Below are 16,543 nucleotides of genomic sequence, written 5' to 3'. Positions count from 1 at the left end.
TATATTGTAGTTTTTTTGAACATTAACAAGTGCTATACCTAAAACTGCACAGTTTGTAGTTATAAGAGGTAGATAAATTAATAAGTCAAATGGGGAGTTTTGAGATGGACAAAACAGAGTTTGATATAGATGAAAAAAGACAGTTATTGATAGTTACTGTCAATAATTCAGAAACTGATGTATTTACATACAAAAATGCATATGAGTTTTTATATGAATATATGTTAAATATGCATAGTGATAATATAGAGTATTTAAGAGAGAAATATGAAGATTTATTTGATGAGATGGATGTAAATGACTGGATTATGAAAAGGGGATATATTGAATATATAAACTTGAGAATAAAGAAAATATATATAAGGCTTATGGAAATTTCAGAGCTATAATTTTTGACAATAAAAAATGCCATATAACATATAATATTTGGCATTTTTTATTGTAATATTGTGGATAAATATGATTTCCTTAAATATGTTTAAAATAAATCTACTTTTTAGGGTGTTTAAATGAAAATTTATAAATAATGTCTTATATCTTTTGCAAAATTTTCTTCAAGTTCTGCTAAATCATAGCATAGTCCTTTTATAGATTCTAATGCAGCTGGATATTGATTCATATATTTATTTATAGATTTTATACCCATATTACATCCCTCTGTCATTAAATCAGCGATTTCTTTATCGTGTTCACCTTTTATAAGTTTAAAATTTATTTTCATATGGCTCATAGCTTTAGCCATAGTGCTAGGTTGTTCCTCTGCACATCCAAATTCATTTAATTTATCAGTTATTTTATTTTGAAGTTTTTGGTGATCATTTAAGTATTTTACTATAATATCGTATAGCTTTTTATTTTCTACTTTATCTAGGATTTGCTCGATAGAATCAATACCCATCTTACAACCTGCGTCACATTCTTTTAGTAAGTTAATTGTATCTTCGTTAGGCATAATAAACTCCTTTACTTTTTATTATAGAGTTATTATTTCACATAACAATTATTTTTATAACATAATAAGAAATTAAAAAATTCTCTAGATATTATCTAGAGAATTTTTGTTTTACAACTCACTACTTGACTGTGTATCCGGATTTGGAGTCGGAGTCGGATCTGGAGTCGGTGTAGGATCCGGAGTAGGAGTTGGATTTGGGTCAGGTGTTGGCGTAGGCTCAGGAGTAGGTGTTGGATTTGGTTTATTACTATTGTTGTTGTTATTATTGTTACTATTATTGTTGTTGTTAGTATTATTATTACTGTTGTTATTACCATTTCCATTATTACTACTATTATTATTATTGCTGTTGCCACCTGTAGTACTATTGTTATTTTTATTTATTGTAGTACTGTTTTCTTTTTTCGTATTACTTTCAGTTTTAGAATCTTGTTCTTCAGTATTAGAGTTAACTGTATTTTTATCATCTACAAATTCTTTGAAAGATAAATCTATAGAATCTACAATTTCATTATTATAAATTACTACTAATTTAGTTTTACCTTCTTTTAAACCTGTGATAGTACATTTTTTATCATCATTTTTAAGTGTACAAATAGATTCGTCATCTATTTTAAAGCTTAATTTAGATAAATCTAACTCTTTTGAATTACTGCTTTGTATTATAACATTTAAATCAGTTTCTTTATTTATAGGTAATACGTAAACACCGTCTTCTATCTGGTATTCTGTAGTTATAGAAACACCGGATACAACTGCTTGGGCTTCTGTAGTTAAATTTTTGAACATAAAGAATCCTATACAACCTAAAACAAGTATAGATGCAATTATTAATGATATTTTTTTGAAATTAGGACCAGATTCATATTCATCATCGTAGTCATCATATTGGTCTTTATCTTCAAAATTATGATTTAAGTAATATTTTGAATTAGATTCTGATTCTGGATTATTTCTATGGATATCTAATTTTTGAGTATCATCTTGGTCTAGAGTACTTTCTACAGGCTCTTTTTCAGTAGAAGATAAATTTTTTTCTTCAAAATGAGTAGGTTCGACTTGTGAAGTTTTATTTTCATTAGTTTCAGTAAGCATTTGTTTGTTTAATGATATAATTGGTTTATTTTTGTTGTGAGCTTGTGAACTAAGCTTTTTGTCAAATGCTTTATTTTTTTCTTCTTCGCTAATAACTTCAGAAATTTTAAAGTCTTCATCTGATAAATCTTCATAATCAGGGAAGTCATCTACCCAGTCAAGCGCGTATAAAAAACAATCTAGTATGTATATTGCACCTTTTTCTGCGACTCCATTTTTTGTAAGAATAGTCTTTGCACGTAAATAAGCAAAGTTTCTATCTACATCTCTTTGATTGTGAGCGTTTAATATTGTAGAGATTGCATTTTTTTCAATTGCAAACTTAACTAAAGATAACTCTTCTTGTAATGTAGGTATTAAATTATCTAGAGTAATTAAAAATTTTTGAGAATCTAGGAAAATATTCATACCATAATTATCAAACATATATCTAAGAGCATAACTTAAGTTATTTTGCAGTGTTCTTTTTTTACTCATAAACTACCCCCTTCATTTTATTTAGATATTACTGTATATAAAATTCATCATAATACTTTTTGAAGATTTTATCAATATTTTTATACCTTAAATTTAATTAATATCCAAACTATTAAGTGGAAATTTAATTGAAAAATAATTAAAATAAGAGCAAAATTAAATAAAAACACGAATTGGATTTGTAAAATATAGCGTAAAAATGCAATTTAGTGTAAAAAAATACGAAAAATATAAAAAAAATATAGAAATACGTTTGTGTATGTGGTATATTTTAGTAGAAGTTATTTCGAAGTATTTAGTAAATATTTAATAAGGAGCGTATTATGAAAAAAAAAGGGTCAATTTACGAATTAGATGGAAGAGTAGAGCTTAAAAGAGCAGTACCTCTAGGTATACAGCATGTTCTTGCAATGTTTTTAGGAAATATTTCGCCACTTATAATAGTGTGTGGTTTATTAAATATAGATTCTAGCTTAAGATCAATGCTTATTCAAAACTCTATGTTTGTAGCAGGAGTAATTACATTAGTTCAGTTATACCCTATAGGACCAATCGGGGCAAAACTTCCTATAGTAATGGGTACAAGTTCAGGATTTATCGGTACAGCTCAAGCAATTGGAGCACAGTATGGTTATGGTTCTATAATAGGTGCTACATTAGTTGGAGGTATAATAGAATTAGTTTTAGGTTTTTTTATAAAACCACTTAAAAAGCTATTCCCACCAATCGTTACAAGTCTAGTTATAATATCTATAGGATTATCTTTATTACCAGTTGGAATTAAGTATTTTGGTGGAGGAGCAGGAGCCAAAGACTTCGGTTCATTAAACCATCTTTTAGTAGGAACAACAGTTATAATAGTAATATTAATACTAAAACAATTTAAAGGATTTTTAAATGATTCATCTATATTAATAGGTATAATAGTTGGATACATATTAGCTATATGCTTGAATATGGTAGATTTTACTCAAGTAAGAGAAAGTGCTTGGTTTTCTTTACCACATCCAATGGTAGTTCCATTTGAATTTAATATGGAAGCTATAATAGCTATGGGTATTATGTTTATAGCTACTACAGTAGAAACTGTTGGAGATATATCAGGAATAACAAATGGTGGACTTGATAGAGAAGCTACTGATAGAGAATTATCTGGTGGTGTTATGGCAGACGGAGTAGGTAGTTTAGTTGCCGCTGTATTTGGAATATTACCAAATACATCTTTTAGCCAAAATGTAGGTCTTGTAACTGTTACTAAAATCGTAAATAGATTCGTAATAATGACAGGTGCGCTATTTTTAATTTTATGCGGATTTTGTCCTAAATTAAGTGCATTATTTTCAGTTATGCCTCAATCAGTATTAGGTGGAGCAGCGGTTATAATGTTCTCTATGATACTTGTAAGTGGGATACAATCTTTATCTCGAGAAAATTTAGATGCAAGAAATAGTCTTATAGTAGCTTTGGCTATAGGAATAGGTGTTGGGATTGGAAATGTTCCAGAAGTTTTATCACAATGTCCAGCTTGGGTATCTAATATATTTGCAGAAAATGGGATAATAATGACTTTTGTTGTGGCTACTGTTTTAAATTTAATTTTGCCTAAAAATAATGAACAAAAAGACGCACAAAAAGTTGGAGCATAAATACAAAATAAAAATTACTAAATATATAAAATAAGATAGAAGTAAGTATAATGCTATGGTAAAATAAGTTAAATTTAGATATGAAGTTAAAATGTAGTATTTAAATATAAGGGGAAAGAGAACGTTTGAAATTTAACGTATCTCTTTTTATCAAAATAGACAGACTTATGGGTTTGTCTTTTTTTATGTAAATACATTTAGAAAGTAGGAGGATTTAATGTTTACAATTAAAAAATATGTTGTTGTAGATAGCTTAGAAGAAGCTTATAAATTAAATAAAAGTAAAAAGGCGAATGTATTAGGCGGACTTTTATGGATGAAGATGGGTAAAAAAACTATTCAAACAGCTATAGATTTATCTAATTTAAATTTAGATAAAATAGAAGAAAATGATGAGTGTTTTGAAATAGGAGCAATGGTAAGGCTTAGAGATTTAGAAGTCCATGAGGGATTAAATAATTATTTTAATAATGCAATAAAAGATTGTGTAAAAAGTATAGTTGGAGTCCAATTTAGAAATTGTGCAACTGTAGGTGGCAGTATATTTTCAAGATTTGGATTCTCAGATCCTCTTACATGTTTATTAGCTTTAGACAGCTATGTAAAACTTTATAAAGGTGGAATAATTCCAATGAAAGAATTTGTGAATATGCCTTATGATAGTGATATATTAGAAAAAATTATAATAAAAAAAGACAATAGAAAAATAAGTTATATGTCTCATAGGAATATATCTACAGACTTCCCTGTACTTACTTGTGCAGTATCAAAAATAGAAGATAAATTTGAAGTGGCGGTTGGCGCTAGACCACAAAAGGCAGCTTTAATATTAGATGAAGAAAATATTCTAAGTGATGAGCCTACAAAAGAAGAAATAGAAAAATTTGCAGATTATGTAGAGTCTAAATTAGAGTTTGGAAGTAATATGAGAGCTAGTAAAGAGTTTAGAAGTCATTTATGCAAAGTGTTAGTTAGAAGATGTATAAATGAAATTGGAGGTATGTAGATATGGAAATTAAGTTTTGGTTAAATGGAAAAATGATAAAAGATGAAATAGAACCGGATATATTATTACTTGAATATGTTAGAAGTAAGGGCTGTTATTCTGTTAAAAGAGGATGTGAAACTGCAAACTGTGGTCTATGTACAGTTTGGGTAGATAAAAAGCCAGTTCTTTCATGTTCAACACTTGCAGCTCAAATAAATAATAAACATGTAGTAACTCTTGAAGGAGTTCAAGATAGAGCTATAGATTTTGGGACATTTTTAGCTAAAGAAGGAGCTGAACAATGTGGATATTGCTCTCCAGGATTTATAATGAATGTTCTTGCTATGGAAGATGAGTTAGAAAATCCAACAGAAAGAGAAATAAAAGAGTATTTAGCAGGAAATCTATGTAGATGCACAGGATATCAAGGTCAATTAAGAGCTATAAAAAAATATTTAGATAGAAATAAGGAGACAGTAAACCATGAAGTTTGTAAATAATCGTGTTATGAAAAAAGATGCAATGTCACTTGTTACAGGAAAACCTGTATATACTGATGATATAGCACCAAAAGATGCACTTATAGTAAAGGTACTTCGTTCACCTCATGCTCATGCATTAGTTAAAAATGTAAAAAAAGATGTGGCGCTTAAAGTTCCAGGGATTGAATGTATATTAACATGGGAAGATGCTCCAAATTCAAGGTTTACAACTGCAGGTCAAACTTATCCAGAACTTAGTCCATATGATAGAAAAATATTAGATGAGAGAGTTAGATACGTAGGGGATGCTGTTGCAATAGTAGCTGGTGAAAATGAAAAATGTGTAGATAGAGCTTTAAAAATGATAAAAGTAGAGTATGAAGTTTTAGAGCCAGTACTTGATTTTAGAAAAGCGTTAGATAATGAAGTTGTAGTACATCCAGAAGAAGATTGGGAAGTAAAAGTTCCGATTTCACCAGATGTAAAAAGAAACTTAATATGCCATGATGTTATGGAAGAAGGCGATGTAGAAGCTGAGTTTGAAAAATGTAAATATGTAATAGAAGAGACATATTTAACAAAGGCAAACCAACAGACGATGATGGAGACTTTTAGAGCATATACATATAAAGATCCATATGGTAGGCTTGTTTGTGTTGCAGCGACACAAGTACCGTTTCATGTTAGAAGAATATTAGCAACTGCACTTGAAACATCAAAGTCAAATATAAGAGTAATAAAACCTAGAATAGGTGGGGGATTTGGGGCAAAACAAAGTGTAGTAAATGAGATATTCCCAGCATTAGTTACGTGGAAAACTGGTAAACCAGCTAAAATAGTATATAGCCGTAAAGAAAGTCAAATAGCATCGAGCCCAAGACATCAAATGCAAATAACTGTAAAACTAGGTGCCGATGAAAATGGAAACTTAAAAGCAGCCTCACTTTATACTTTATCAAATGCAGGTGCTTTTGGAGACCATACACCTACAACTATAGGTTTAACTGGTCAAAAATCATTACCTCTATATACAAGTCATGTAAATGCATTTAAATTCTCATTTGACGGTGTTTACTCAAATACTATTCCAGCAGGAGCATATAGAGGATACGGTGCGACACAAGGTGTCTATGCATTAGAGACGACTATGAATAAATTAGCATTGAAAATGAATATGGACCCTATTGAGTTTAAGAAAAAGAACCTTATACACGAAGGCGACTATATGCCAGCTTATCATGGAGAAACTGCCAACTCATGTACACTTGAAAAATGTTTAGATAAAGTAAAAGAAATGATAAATTGGGATGAAAAATACCCATGTAAAGATTTAGGAAACGGAAAAGTAAGATCTGTTGGTCTTGCTGTAGCTATGCAAGGTTCAGCAATAAGTCATGTCGATGTTGCTAGTGTAACTATAAAAGTAAACGACGATGGATTCTATTCAATGATGATAGGTGCAACTGATATGGGTACAGGATGTGACACAATACTTGCTCAAATGGCAGCCGATTGTCTAGATACTCATGTCGACAATATAGTAGTTTATGGTGTCGATACTGACATATCTCCATATGATTCTGGTTCTTATGCATCAAGTACAACATATTTAACAGGAAATGCAACTATAAAGACTTGTCAAATGCTTAGAGAGAAAATAATAGCTGCAGGAGCTGAGATGTTAGAAATAGATATAGAAGATGCAGATTTTGATGGAGAAAAAGTATACTCTGTAAAAGAAGAAAAAAGCATAACTTTAAAAGATATAGCAAACAATGTAATGTGTTATAGCAACCACACATTAACAGCAACAGCTAAGGAGAAAACTCCAGTATCACCACCACCATATATGGCAGGTGCTGTTGAGATAGAATTAGATAAAGAAACAGGACATGTTGAAATAATAGATTATGCGGCATGTGTAGACTGTGGAACAGTAATAAATCCAGCTCTTGCAACAGTACAAACAGAAGGTGGTTTAGTACAAGGTATAGGTATGGCTCTATACGAAGATGTTCAATATGACAAACGAGGAAGAATATTAAACGATTCATTTATGCAGTATAAAATACCTACAAGACTTGATATGGGTAAAATAAGAGTAGAATATGAATCAAGTTATGAGCCAAGTGGTCCATTTGGTGCAAAATCAATAGGTGAATTAGTTATAAATACTCCATCTCCAGCATTATGTCATGCAATATATAACGCTAGTGGAGTTTGGATTAATGAGCTTCCTATGACTAGTGAGAAAATTGCGATGGGAATATTAAAAAATAACCTTGAAGCTTAGCATAATCGTTTTAGCATCTGGAAATAGTAAAAGATTTAATGGAAATAAGTTGCTACATAAAATAAATAAAAAACCAATGTATTTACATACATTAGATAAACTTATAGATTTAAAAAAAGTCAATTACAATATAGATGAAATAATTTTTGTCACAAAATACGATGAAATAATAAATAATTTAAAAAATAAAGATATAAAAGTAATAAAAAACAACAATAGTGAATTTGGAATTTCTCAGTCTATAAAACTGGGAATTTCAAATTCATTTAATAATGCGTACATGTTTATTGTATGTGATCAACCATATATTAAAAAAGAAACAATAAATAAATTTATAAATGAATTTATAAGAAGTAAAAAGAATTTAGGTTGTGTAAGTAATGACGGTATTTTATTAAATCCAACTATTTTTACAGATAAATATAAAGATAAATTATTAAAGTTAGATGGAGATAAGGGCGGAAAAAAAATAATTTTAAAAAATATAGATGATTTATTTATATTTGATGTTTTAGAAAAAAGAGAACTTATTGATATAGACTATAAAAGTCAATTAGAAAATAAATAAAAAGGTGATTTTTATGCAAGTTTATTCTTATAAAAACAACAATATAGTAAAAGAAAAAAGTTTAATAAATGCACTAGATATAGATTTAAATAAAGATAAAGTTATAACTGTAGTTGGAGCAGGTGGAAAAACAAGCACAATATTTGAGCTTGGAAATGAATTATCAAATTTAAATAAAAAAACAATCATAACAACAACTACACATATGAAATTAGATAAAGATTTTTTATTAATTGATGAAGATTTTAATATAGAAAACCTTAAAAAAATTTTGCAAAAAAACAATTTAATTAAAATAGGTAAAAAAGAAAGCGACTATAAAGTAAAGAGCTTAGATGAAGATACATTAAAAAGATGTATAGATATTTCGGATTTTTTATTAATAGAAGGTGATGGCTCAAAACGACTACCTCTAAAAGCGCCGAAAGACAATGAACCTGTAATAATACAAGAAACAGATTTAGTAATTGGACTTATTGGATTTGACAGTTTAGATAAAAAAATTGAAGAAATCTGTCACAGGCCTGAATTAGTGTCAAAATTACTTCACAAAAATATAAAAGAAAATATAAATATATTTGATTTAGTAGAAATAATAAAAAATAAAAATGGACTTAAAAAGAATGTAAATTGTAAGTATAAAGTAATTATAAATAAAGTTGATAAATTGGAATATCTAGATAAATGTAAAAAAATAGCACAATTATGTCTTGAATTTAAAATAGATGTTATTTTTACAAGTTATAAAATATAAATTCATAAAAATATAAATAGTAATATAAGAAAGGAAATGATTATGGATAATATAGTAGTAGTCCGTGGTGGCGGAGATTTAGCGACAGGAGTTATTCATAAATTACATAGATGCAATATAAAAGTGGTAGTACTTGAGTGTAAACATCCGACAGCAATAAGAAGAACTGTGTCGTTTTGTAATGCCGTATTTGAAAATGAGATGGTAGTTGAAGGAGTAAAATGTAGATTAGCATCAAATATAGAGGAAATATATCAGATTTTAGAAGACGGAGATATCCCTTTAATAATAGATGAAAAATGTGAAATGTTAAGTCAGATAAAGCCAGTAGCATTGATAGACGCCATAATAGCTAAAAAAAATATAGGGACAAATATAGATATGGCTCCTATTACTATTGCTTTAGGTCCTGGATTTGAGGCGGGAAAAGATGTGCATGCAGTTATTGAAACAAAGAGAGGACACAATTTAGGAAGAATTATATATGACGGATTTGCAGCAAAAAATACAGGAGTTCCAGGTGATATAAAAGGATATTCAAAAGAACGAGTAATACATTCGCCAGGAGAAGGAAATATAAATAATATAAGTAAAATTTCGGATTATGTAGAAAAAAATCAAATTATAGCGACAGTTGGTGGCGAAAATGTATATGCATCTTTAAGTGGAATTTTAAGAGGGATAATATACGACAATACATATGTTAAAAAAGGTCTTAAAATTGCAGATATCGATCCAAGAAAAGAAGAACTACAAAATTGTTATAAAATATCGGATAAAGCAAGATGTATAGCAGGAGGAACTTTAGAAGCATTATTAAATATGTGCTTTACAAAAAATATAAAAGTACTGTAAAAAGGTGATAAAATGAGCGGACAAATATATCAAACACTACTAGAAGATTTAGATAAAGGTGAAGAAGTAGCACTTATAACAAAATATAATTTAGAAACAAAAGAGATAGAAAAAAAACTATATAAATTAGATGAATTAGATAAAGAAAATTTAGAATATGTAGATAAAGCTATTAAAAAGAATTTAATTGCCAATATAAAAATTAATGAAAATGAGAGTGTATTAGCAGAAGTATTTAAAAGAGAGCATAGGCTTATTGTATTTGGTGCAGGTCATGTTGGATACCATTTATGTCATTTTGCATCAAAAGTAGGGTTTAATGTAACTGTAGTAGACGATAGACCGTATTTTGCAAATAAAGAAAAATTTGGTGATGATATCAATGTGATATGCAATACATTTGAAAATGCATTTAAAATATTGGACATACATAAAGAGGATTATGTCGTAATAGTAACACGAGGTCATAAGCACGACAAATTCTGTTTAGAAAAAATACTATCTCTAGATGAATTAAATTATATAGGAATGATTGGCTCAAAGAGAAGGGTCAAAATCATGAAAGAAGAGCTAATAGAAGAGGGATATCTAAAAGAAAAAATAGAAAATATATATTCACCAATTGGGCTTAATATAGGAGCTGTAACCCCAGAAGAAATAGCAATATCAATACTTGCAGAATTAATAAGTGTAAAAAGAATAGGTAAATTAGCTGCAAAAAATGAAAAAATTAAAGTAAATAACTCTTGTGAGTTAAATAAAGATGTATTAGAAATTTTAGCCCAAAATAAAAATGACAAAATAAGTCTTGTAACTGTTATATCTACAAAAGGATCTACACCTAGAAAATCAGGAAGCAAGATGATTGTATATGATAGCGGAAAAATAATTGGAACAATAGGTGGAGGATGTGCTGAAGCGAAAATTATAACAGATGCAGCTTATATGGCTGGCAGTAAAAATTTAAAAATAGAAACTATAGATATGACTGGTGAAGCTGCAGAAGAAGAGGGTATGGTCTGTGGTGGAATGATGACAGTTTTAATAGAAGGAATTTAAGTAAAAAACTTCCGGGTTTTTGCAGTAATTTCCCCCTAAAAAGTAAAAACAATGAAAAAAATAAAAAAAAATTTACAAAAAAGATTACAAAAAAATTACAAAATCTAAAAATAGTCATTACGTTGAAATTACTGGGTTTTAGAGGAAAATAATTAGAAAAGCCTTAATTCAAAAAAGTAACAACGATGTAACTTTTTTCAAAAAAAGGGTTTTAAAAGTTACGAAAATGTAATATGATATATATATCAGCAGGACAAAAGCTGAAGTAATTTAAGAAAATAGAAATTACTTAAACAAGTTTTAAGGAACAAGTTTTAAGGAAATCAAAATCAAAAATTATTTATAATAAAAAGTATTTATAATAAAGATTTTCTTAATAAAAAACAATTTAGGGGGAAAATAATTTATGTTAAAGAAATTTGTTAAAACTACAGCGATTATAGGAGCAGTAATGACTACATTAGGAGTAACAACTCCAGTAAGTGCAGCAAGTTGCGGAACTGTAACAGCTAATTCACTATATGTTAGAAGCGGTGCTTCAACATCACATAATATTTTAGGAACAGTAAGTAAAGGTAATACAGTTGAAATAAAAGATACACAAAATGGATGGCATAAAATAAGCTACAATGGAAATGATGGATGGGTTAGTGGAAAATACATCTCATCTACTTCAGCTGGGTCATCAACTTCAACAGGAACTACGCAAACAACTAAAACAGGAACAATAACAGCTAGTTCACTATATGTTAGAAGTGGAGCTTCTACATCACATAAAGTTTTAGGAACAGTAAGTAAAGGTAAAACAGTTCAAATAAAAGATACTCAAGATGGATGGCATAAAATAAGCTATAATGGAGACCATGGATGGGTTAGTGGAAAATATGTATCAACTACTTCTTCTTCAACAGGAGGAACTACATCAGGATCAACTTCAACAGGAACTACACAAACTGTTATAAAAACAGGAACAGTAACAACTAGTTCATTAAACGTTAGAAGTGGGGCTTCAACATCATATAGCAAAATAGGATCAGTATATCAAGGTAAAAAAGTTTCTATATATGCAGAAAGCAATGGATGGTATAAAATAAGCTACAACGGTGGATACGGATGGGTTAGTAAATCATATGTATCAACTGGAACAACATCAGGCTCAACTTCATCAGGAAGTTCAAGTACTGTAAATGGATACACTGTTAAGAGAACATTAAATGTTAGAGCAGTAGCTTATACAGGTGGTACTATGACAGCATTAGGAACACCAGTAAGATACGGTGTTATAGCAGTTGATCCAAGTGTAATACCATATAGATCAAAAGTATATATAAAAGAATTAAACAAAGTATTCGTAGCAGAAGACTGCGGTGGCGGAATAAAAGGAAATATAATAGATATATACATGCCAACTTTATCTCAATGTTACAGTTGGGGATCTAGAAATATAACAATACAAATATTAGGATAATCTAACCATTAATATATATAAAAAAGTGCACTTTAAGGTGCACTTTTTTTATATATACGACTATTTTTAGTAGAGATTAAAGTAAAGATTTTTAACTGTAGTGATATAAAATTAATAAATTGTGATAAAATATATGTATAGTATATGCCATGCATGTATTTTGTCTTTGTAATAATTATTTTATACAATGGTTAACTTATACTTAATAAACTATTGTGATACTTTTTCTAATGCAATATACGAAGGGGTGATTTTATGCAAAGGATAATATCAAATAATTTTATTTATGATTTACAAAGTGGTATTTTAAGAAATATCTTAAAATATGTAAAATCAGATACTACTTTAGCAATGGAAATTAGAAAAGATTGTATAAATATCTATTATAGAGGAGGCAGTCTTTTAAAAGTAAAAGAAGTAGGAGAAAATATATATAACGGTTATTTTGATAAAAATTACATAAAAGCAGAAAATAGTCAAAGTGTAGTAGTAGAATGTATATCAGGAATTAATAATTTATCTAAGGCAAATAAATTAATAGAATATATACCAAAAATAAAACAACAAATGGATTTATGGATGAAGATAGAAATGCCTGATGGAGGCGAGAGAGAATATAAACATATTGTAGCTAAAGAAAATAATTATGGATTAATCGGAAAAGAAAGTGATTATTTTATAGGGGATATAGAGTATAGAGGTTGTCTAAATAATTATTTATTCGATATGATAGGGATTAAATGGCCGGTAGAAAATGAAAATACCGATAACTTAGATTTAGCTTTATTTAAAATGTATTATGGAGATAAAAATTTAAAATCATCTAAAGAAATTATAAATGATATATATAATATGGCTAATTTCTTTGAAAACGACGATAATTTAAACCTATTAAAACAAGATTTAATAGAAATATACAAAGCAAAAACTATGTTGGGTCTTTTATATCCATATAAAGAATTAAAAATTGGTTTTTCAGATAAAATAGAAATAGTATATATCTTTGGAAATCAAAGCGATGAAAATCAAGTATTAAAAAATACATTAATAGAAATAAAATCTTCTAAAGAATATGAAGAAATGTCTAAATTTATAGATATAAAAGTGGCCAAAGCTGCTTTTATGGGGTATGGACTATATGAAAAAAATATAATTGATTTAGACGAAGCCATTAAAATGTTATAATTTGTCACATATTTAGTAACTAAATCAAACCTCAAATCATAATATATAAAAAATACTTTAGATTTTTTAATCACAGGAGTTGAGTGTATATTATGAATAAAATTACAAAACCTGTATCAGATGTAGGTAAAGAACTAATAAATGGAGTAGGTTCTATAGGCAAAGAATTGATAAATGGAGTAGGGACTATAGGAAAAGATGTAATAGGTGGAGTAGGTTCAGTTGCTAAAGAAACTATACAAACAGGAAAAAATGTAGGAAAAGCAGTAAAAGACAATGTAAAGAGATAAATAACTATTAACTTAATTTAGTAACAATAAAAAAGAGAAATGAAAATTCTTCATTTCTCTTTTTTGCTTATAAAAACTAATATTTCTTTTATGATTGATTACAATTGCTATACATATATTTTGAAATTTTTCTTTATTGAGAATATTTTTAATAAAGAGTATTTATTTTATGTATTCATTTCCGTTAATTATTAAAGATGTAGGCGAATTATCTTGCCAAATTAAGTCATAATTTACATTACCTTCATTAGGCACGCTAAAATATCCTTGAGCATATACTAAGTTTCCATTTTGATGTAGTTCAGAAACATATACATTATAGCTTGTATTAGTGTATTTACCTACGACTTTTTTTACAGTTGCTTTGTAAGCTGAACTATCGGACTTATTTATTTCAGAACTTTGTGCTACAAATGTATTAGAAGGAACTTCACTTTGTGAATTTTGTTTTAGAAATGTAGTGATAAATATTAATAAAAATAAAGCTATAATAACTACTAAAAAGATTTTATTTTTTAGTTTATTTTTATTAGTATCTACATGGCCTTCTTTTTTAAAATGGTTTTTTTTGAATTTTAATCGCTTATAAGATGATAATAAAATAATTTCAGCATTTTTATCTTTTAGTGCTTTATGATCGTGGAAATTATGATTATCTTTACTGTTTTCAAACTCTTTTTTCTTCTCACTAAAGAGTATTGTATTATTTGCATTAGAATTTCTCATCTTGTTGCCCCCCTATACTATATCCCTTTTTTATATCATACTATATTTTAAGTGAAAAGCACAATAAAAATGTTAAATATTTGAAATACATGTAAAATTATGATAATTAATGAAAATAAAAACATCAGAAATAAATAAAAGAGGCATAGATATCTCTTTTATAAATTATAAAGAAATCTTTATTCTAAAGACATTTTATAAGATAGATTTCTTTGAAACACATGGACGAAAATTATAATTATCTATAATTTAAAAGGAATATAATTTCCTATGTGTTATAAAATATGTGTTATAAAAAAATCTTCAAATGAAGATTTTTTTAGTTTGAATTATTCAACTTCTTTTTTTGAAATGCTTGTTTTAACAAGAACAGAAGGTATTTTACCAAGTTTACCAGTTAGACTATTAATTGAATCTAATTCCCCTACAACTACAATACTTATAACAGATATGTTTTCAACTTCACAAGGTATACCCATTCTACCTCTAATTATATTTTTATATTTAGATACGATTTGATTAAATTGTTGTTGGCAGGTATCTGGATCTTCTAGTATTGCGCTTATAACTGCAACTCTTTTCATATTAACTCCTCCTAACTCCTTTCAGATTAGACAAACTTTTCTGGCAGGTATATATAAATTGTAGTCTTTAAATTATAAAAAGTCTATAAAGAGGATAAATTTTATAATGACTAATTTTACATTAAAAACCAAAAAAATATTGAAATAGAACTTATGTTTGGTATATAATTAACTTACAGAACATATGTTTGGATAAAGAGATAGGAATATTTTTTAATATAAATTAATATGATGTAATAAAATTTTAATTTTAGGAGTGATTAAAATGACTGTGAGATACGAAAGAAAATTAGAAGATATAACTTTTTTAAATTTACAAAAAGGTGAAGTTACATTAATGCAATTAAATGAAATTTACAATAAATTTGGTTTTATATTTATAGGAAGTTCAGGGAAATTTAAAGGAATAAAAAAAGAAAAGAAGAATTAAGAAATATGGAAAAAATAAAAACCTATTGTTATAAAAATAGGTTTTATTTTGTTTTTTTATAAAATTTTGGCATTTAAGCTAATATTTTAGTAACAATATAGTTACATTTGTAAGATTTTATTGTTTTAATTTCCTAATTAAAATATAATCTAAAGAGTACATAGGAATGGGGTGAAAGAATGAGTGAAGACACTACTGTAAAGAGAAAGGGTATTTCAAAAAAGAAAAGAAATATGATTATTGCAATTATTTCTGTGATAATTATTGCCTTTGTATTTGGTATAAATCATTTGACATCAAAACATTTATATAATGGAAGAATAGCTAAAAATATTTATATAGAGGATATTGAGGTATCTAACCTGACAAAACAAGAAGCACTAGATATTGTAAATGCTAAATATCCTATAAAAAATCTTAAGTTATCTTATAATAATGAAGAATATACTATAAATGCAAAAGATGTGGATTTATCGTATAATACAAAACAAGTAGTAGATGAAGCCTATAATTTAACAAGAGAAAAATCATACTTATCAAATGTAATGACTTATATGCGTACAAAATTTGGGGGACATGATTTAGGCATAAAAGTATCTTATGATGAGGATAAATTAGATAAAGAAATAGGACAAGTATCTAAACAAATAAATAAAAAATATGTAGATGCTACAATTTCAGTATCAGG

The 16,543-nt window shown here is 27.8% G+C and carries 18 protein-coding genes and 1 pseudogene; 14 read left to right on the top strand and 5 right to left on the bottom strand.

Features of this window, described 5'->3' with window-relative positions; all coding sequences use genetic code 11:
- A pseudogene (locus I4U58_RS07450) lies at positions 1–84 on the bottom strand (Rnf-Nqr domain containing protein); the annotation flags it as partial.
- 20 nt (positions 85–104) lie between these two features.
- Here I4U58_RS07450 and I4U58_RS07445 point away from each other — a divergent pair.
- Positions 105–389, top strand: a complete 285-nt coding sequence (locus tag I4U58_RS07445) for a hypothetical protein (RefSeq protein ID WP_195930652.1) — start codon at positions 105–107, stop codon at positions 387–389.
- Positions 390–517: 128 nt separating this feature from the next.
- Here the strand turns inward: I4U58_RS07445 and I4U58_RS07440 are convergent, their stop codons facing one another.
- Both I4U58_RS07440 and I4U58_RS07435 read right to left on the bottom strand, forming a co-directional pair.
- Positions 518–952 (bottom strand): DUF2383 domain-containing protein, encoded by a 435-nt coding sequence (locus I4U58_RS07440; RefSeq protein WP_195930651.1) that lies wholly within the window; start codon positions 950–952, stop codon positions 518–520.
- A gap of 111 nt (positions 953–1,063) precedes the next feature.
- A complete protein-coding gene (locus tag I4U58_RS07435; protein ID WP_195930649.1) occupies positions 1,064–2,527 on the bottom strand; it encodes a hypothetical protein in 1,464 nt (487 codons plus the stop codon).
- Between the two features lie 323 nt (positions 2,528–2,850).
- On the opposite strand from I4U58_RS07435, the gene I4U58_RS07430 reads away from it, so the two are divergent.
- The 11 genes from I4U58_RS07430 (at position 2,851) to I4U58_RS07380 (ending at position 14,115) form a co-directional block, all read left to right on the top strand.
- Positions 2,851–4,173, top strand: a complete 1,323-nt coding sequence (locus I4U58_RS07430; RefSeq protein WP_195930647.1) for a nucleobase:cation symporter-2 family protein — start codon at positions 2,851–2,853, stop codon at positions 4,171–4,173.
- 217 nt (positions 4,174–4,390) lie between these two features.
- Positions 4,391–5,179 carry an FAD binding domain-containing protein gene (locus I4U58_RS07425; RefSeq protein ID WP_195930645.1) on the top strand — a complete coding sequence of 263 codons (789 nt, stop codon included), beginning with the start codon at positions 4,391–4,393 and terminating at the stop codon, positions 5,177–5,179.
- Positions 5,180–5,181: 2 nt separating this feature from the next.
- On the top strand, positions 5,182–5,661 hold the full coding sequence (locus I4U58_RS07420) for a 2Fe-2S iron-sulfur cluster-binding protein (RefSeq protein WP_195930643.1): 480 nt from the start codon (positions 5,182–5,184) through the stop codon (positions 5,659–5,661).
- Positions 5,645–7,936, top strand: coding sequence for a molybdopterin cofactor-binding domain-containing protein (locus I4U58_RS07415; RefSeq protein WP_195930641.1), 2,292 nt, complete (start codon positions 5,645–5,647; stop codon positions 7,934–7,936). Before I4U58_RS07420 ends, I4U58_RS07415 begins: the two co-directional genes overlap by 17 nt.
- On the top strand, positions 7,926–8,504 hold the full coding sequence (locus I4U58_RS07410; RefSeq protein ID WP_195930640.1) for a nucleotidyltransferase family protein: 579 nt from the start codon (positions 7,926–7,928) through the stop codon (positions 8,502–8,504). Before I4U58_RS07415 ends, I4U58_RS07410 begins: the two co-directional genes overlap by 11 nt.
- A 13-nt stretch (positions 8,505–8,517) precedes the next feature.
- Positions 8,518–9,258 carry a selenium cofactor biosynthesis protein YqeC gene (gene yqeC / locus I4U58_RS07405; protein ID WP_195930638.1) on the top strand — a complete coding sequence of 247 codons (741 nt, stop codon included), beginning with the start codon at positions 8,518–8,520 and terminating at the stop codon, positions 9,256–9,258.
- 42 nt (positions 9,259–9,300) lie between these two features.
- Entirely contained in the window at positions 9,301–10,113 is an 813-nt protein-coding gene (yqeB, locus tag I4U58_RS07400; protein WP_195930636.1) for a selenium-dependent molybdenum cofactor biosynthesis protein YqeB, read from the top strand.
- A 12-nt stretch (positions 10,114–10,125) separates the two neighbouring features.
- Positions 10,126–11,172: an XdhC family protein gene (locus I4U58_RS07395; RefSeq protein ID WP_195930634.1), complete on the top strand. Its 1,047-nt coding sequence runs from the start codon at positions 10,126–10,128 to the stop codon at positions 11,170–11,172.
- Between the two features lie 406 nt (positions 11,173–11,578).
- Positions 11,579–12,640 (top strand): SH3 domain-containing protein, encoded by a 1,062-nt coding sequence (locus tag I4U58_RS07390; RefSeq protein ID WP_195930632.1) that lies wholly within the window; start codon positions 11,579–11,581, stop codon positions 12,638–12,640.
- A 255-nt stretch (positions 12,641–12,895) separates the two neighbouring features.
- The gene (locus I4U58_RS07385; RefSeq protein ID WP_195930630.1) at positions 12,896–13,825 is read left to right on the top strand and encodes a hypothetical protein; all 930 of its coding nucleotides are present in this window, start codon (positions 12,896–12,898) and stop codon (positions 13,823–13,825) included.
- A gap of 92 nt (positions 13,826–13,917) precedes the next feature.
- The gene (locus I4U58_RS07380) at positions 13,918–14,115 is read left to right on the top strand and encodes a hypothetical protein (RefSeq protein ID WP_195930628.1); all 198 of its coding nucleotides are present in this window, start codon (positions 13,918–13,920) and stop codon (positions 14,113–14,115) included.
- 162 nt (positions 14,116–14,277) lie between these two features.
- On the opposite strand, the gene I4U58_RS07375 is transcribed toward I4U58_RS07380, so the two are convergent.
- Both I4U58_RS07375 and I4U58_RS07370 read right to left on the bottom strand, forming a co-directional pair.
- Complete coding sequence (locus I4U58_RS07375; RefSeq protein WP_195930626.1) at positions 14,278–14,841, bottom strand: hypothetical protein; 564 nt, start codon at positions 14,839–14,841, stop codon at positions 14,278–14,280.
- Positions 14,842–15,170: 329 nt separating this feature from the next.
- Positions 15,171–15,425 carry a TM1266 family iron-only hydrogenase system putative regulator gene (locus tag I4U58_RS07370; RefSeq protein ID WP_195930621.1) on the bottom strand — a complete coding sequence of 85 codons (255 nt, stop codon included), beginning with the start codon at positions 15,423–15,425 and terminating at the stop codon, positions 15,171–15,173.
- A 265-nt stretch (positions 15,426–15,690) separates the two neighbouring features.
- Between I4U58_RS07370 and I4U58_RS07365 the strand changes: the two genes are divergently transcribed.
- Both I4U58_RS07365 and I4U58_RS07360 read left to right on the top strand, forming a co-directional pair.
- The gene (locus I4U58_RS07365) at positions 15,691–15,855 is read left to right on the top strand and encodes a hypothetical protein (protein WP_195930619.1); all 165 of its coding nucleotides are present in this window, start codon (positions 15,691–15,693) and stop codon (positions 15,853–15,855) included.
- A 179-nt stretch (positions 15,856–16,034) separates the two neighbouring features.
- On the top strand, positions 16,035–16,543 hold a 509-nt coding region (locus I4U58_RS07360; protein WP_195930618.1), incomplete at its 3' end, for a peptidoglycan binding domain-containing protein.

This window comes from Clostridium sp. 1001270J_160509_D11, from assembly GCF_015667935.1.
Lineage (GTDB): Bacteria > Bacillota > Clostridia > Peptostreptococcales > Peptostreptococcaceae > Intestinibacter.
This window is presented reverse-complemented; position numbering and strand designations above follow the sequence as displayed.

Bases quoted from the DNA above. Each gene is read 5' to 3' on its own strand.
- I4U58_RS07445 (WP_195930652.1), top strand. From the start codon at position 105: ATGGACAAAACAGAGTTTGATATAGATGAAAAAAGACAGTTATTGATA.
- I4U58_RS07440 (WP_195930651.1), bottom strand. From the start codon at position 952: ATGCCTAACGAAGATACAATTAACTTACTAAAAGAATGTGACGCAGGT.
- I4U58_RS07435 (WP_195930649.1), bottom strand. From the start codon at position 2,527: ATGAGTAAAAAAAGAACACTGCAAAATAACTTAAGTTATGCTCTTAGA.
- I4U58_RS07430 (WP_195930647.1), top strand. From the start codon at position 2,851: ATGAAAAAAAAAGGGTCAATTTACGAATTAGATGGAAGAGTAGAGCTT.
- I4U58_RS07425 (WP_195930645.1), top strand. From the start codon at position 4,391: ATGTTTACAATTAAAAAATATGTTGTTGTAGATAGCTTAGAAGAAGCT.
- I4U58_RS07420 (WP_195930643.1), top strand. From the start codon at position 5,182: ATGGAAATTAAGTTTTGGTTAAATGGAAAAATGATAAAAGATGAAATA.
- I4U58_RS07415 (WP_195930641.1), top strand. From the start codon at position 5,645: ATGAAGTTTGTAAATAATCGTGTTATGAAAAAAGATGCAATGTCACTT.
- yqeC (WP_195930638.1), top strand. From the start codon at position 8,518: ATGCAAGTTTATTCTTATAAAAACAACAATATAGTAAAAGAAAAAAGT.
- yqeB (WP_195930636.1), top strand. From the start codon at position 9,301: ATGGATAATATAGTAGTAGTCCGTGGTGGCGGAGATTTAGCGACAGGA.
- I4U58_RS07395 (WP_195930634.1), top strand. From the start codon at position 10,126: ATGAGCGGACAAATATATCAAACACTACTAGAAGATTTAGATAAAGGT.
- I4U58_RS07390 (WP_195930632.1), top strand. From the start codon at position 11,579: ATGTTAAAGAAATTTGTTAAAACTACAGCGATTATAGGAGCAGTAATG.
- I4U58_RS07385 (WP_195930630.1), top strand. From the start codon at position 12,896: ATGCAAAGGATAATATCAAATAATTTTATTTATGATTTACAAAGTGGT.
- I4U58_RS07380 (WP_195930628.1), top strand. From the start codon at position 13,918: ATGAATAAAATTACAAAACCTGTATCAGATGTAGGTAAAGAACTAATA.
- I4U58_RS07375 (WP_195930626.1), bottom strand. From the start codon at position 14,841: ATGAGAAATTCTAATGCAAATAATACAATACTCTTTAGTGAGAAGAAA.
- I4U58_RS07370 (WP_195930621.1), bottom strand. From the start codon at position 15,425: ATGAAAAGAGTTGCAGTTATAAGCGCAATACTAGAAGATCCAGATACC.
- I4U58_RS07365 (WP_195930619.1), top strand. From the start codon at position 15,691: ATGACTGTGAGATACGAAAGAAAATTAGAAGATATAACTTTTTTAAAT.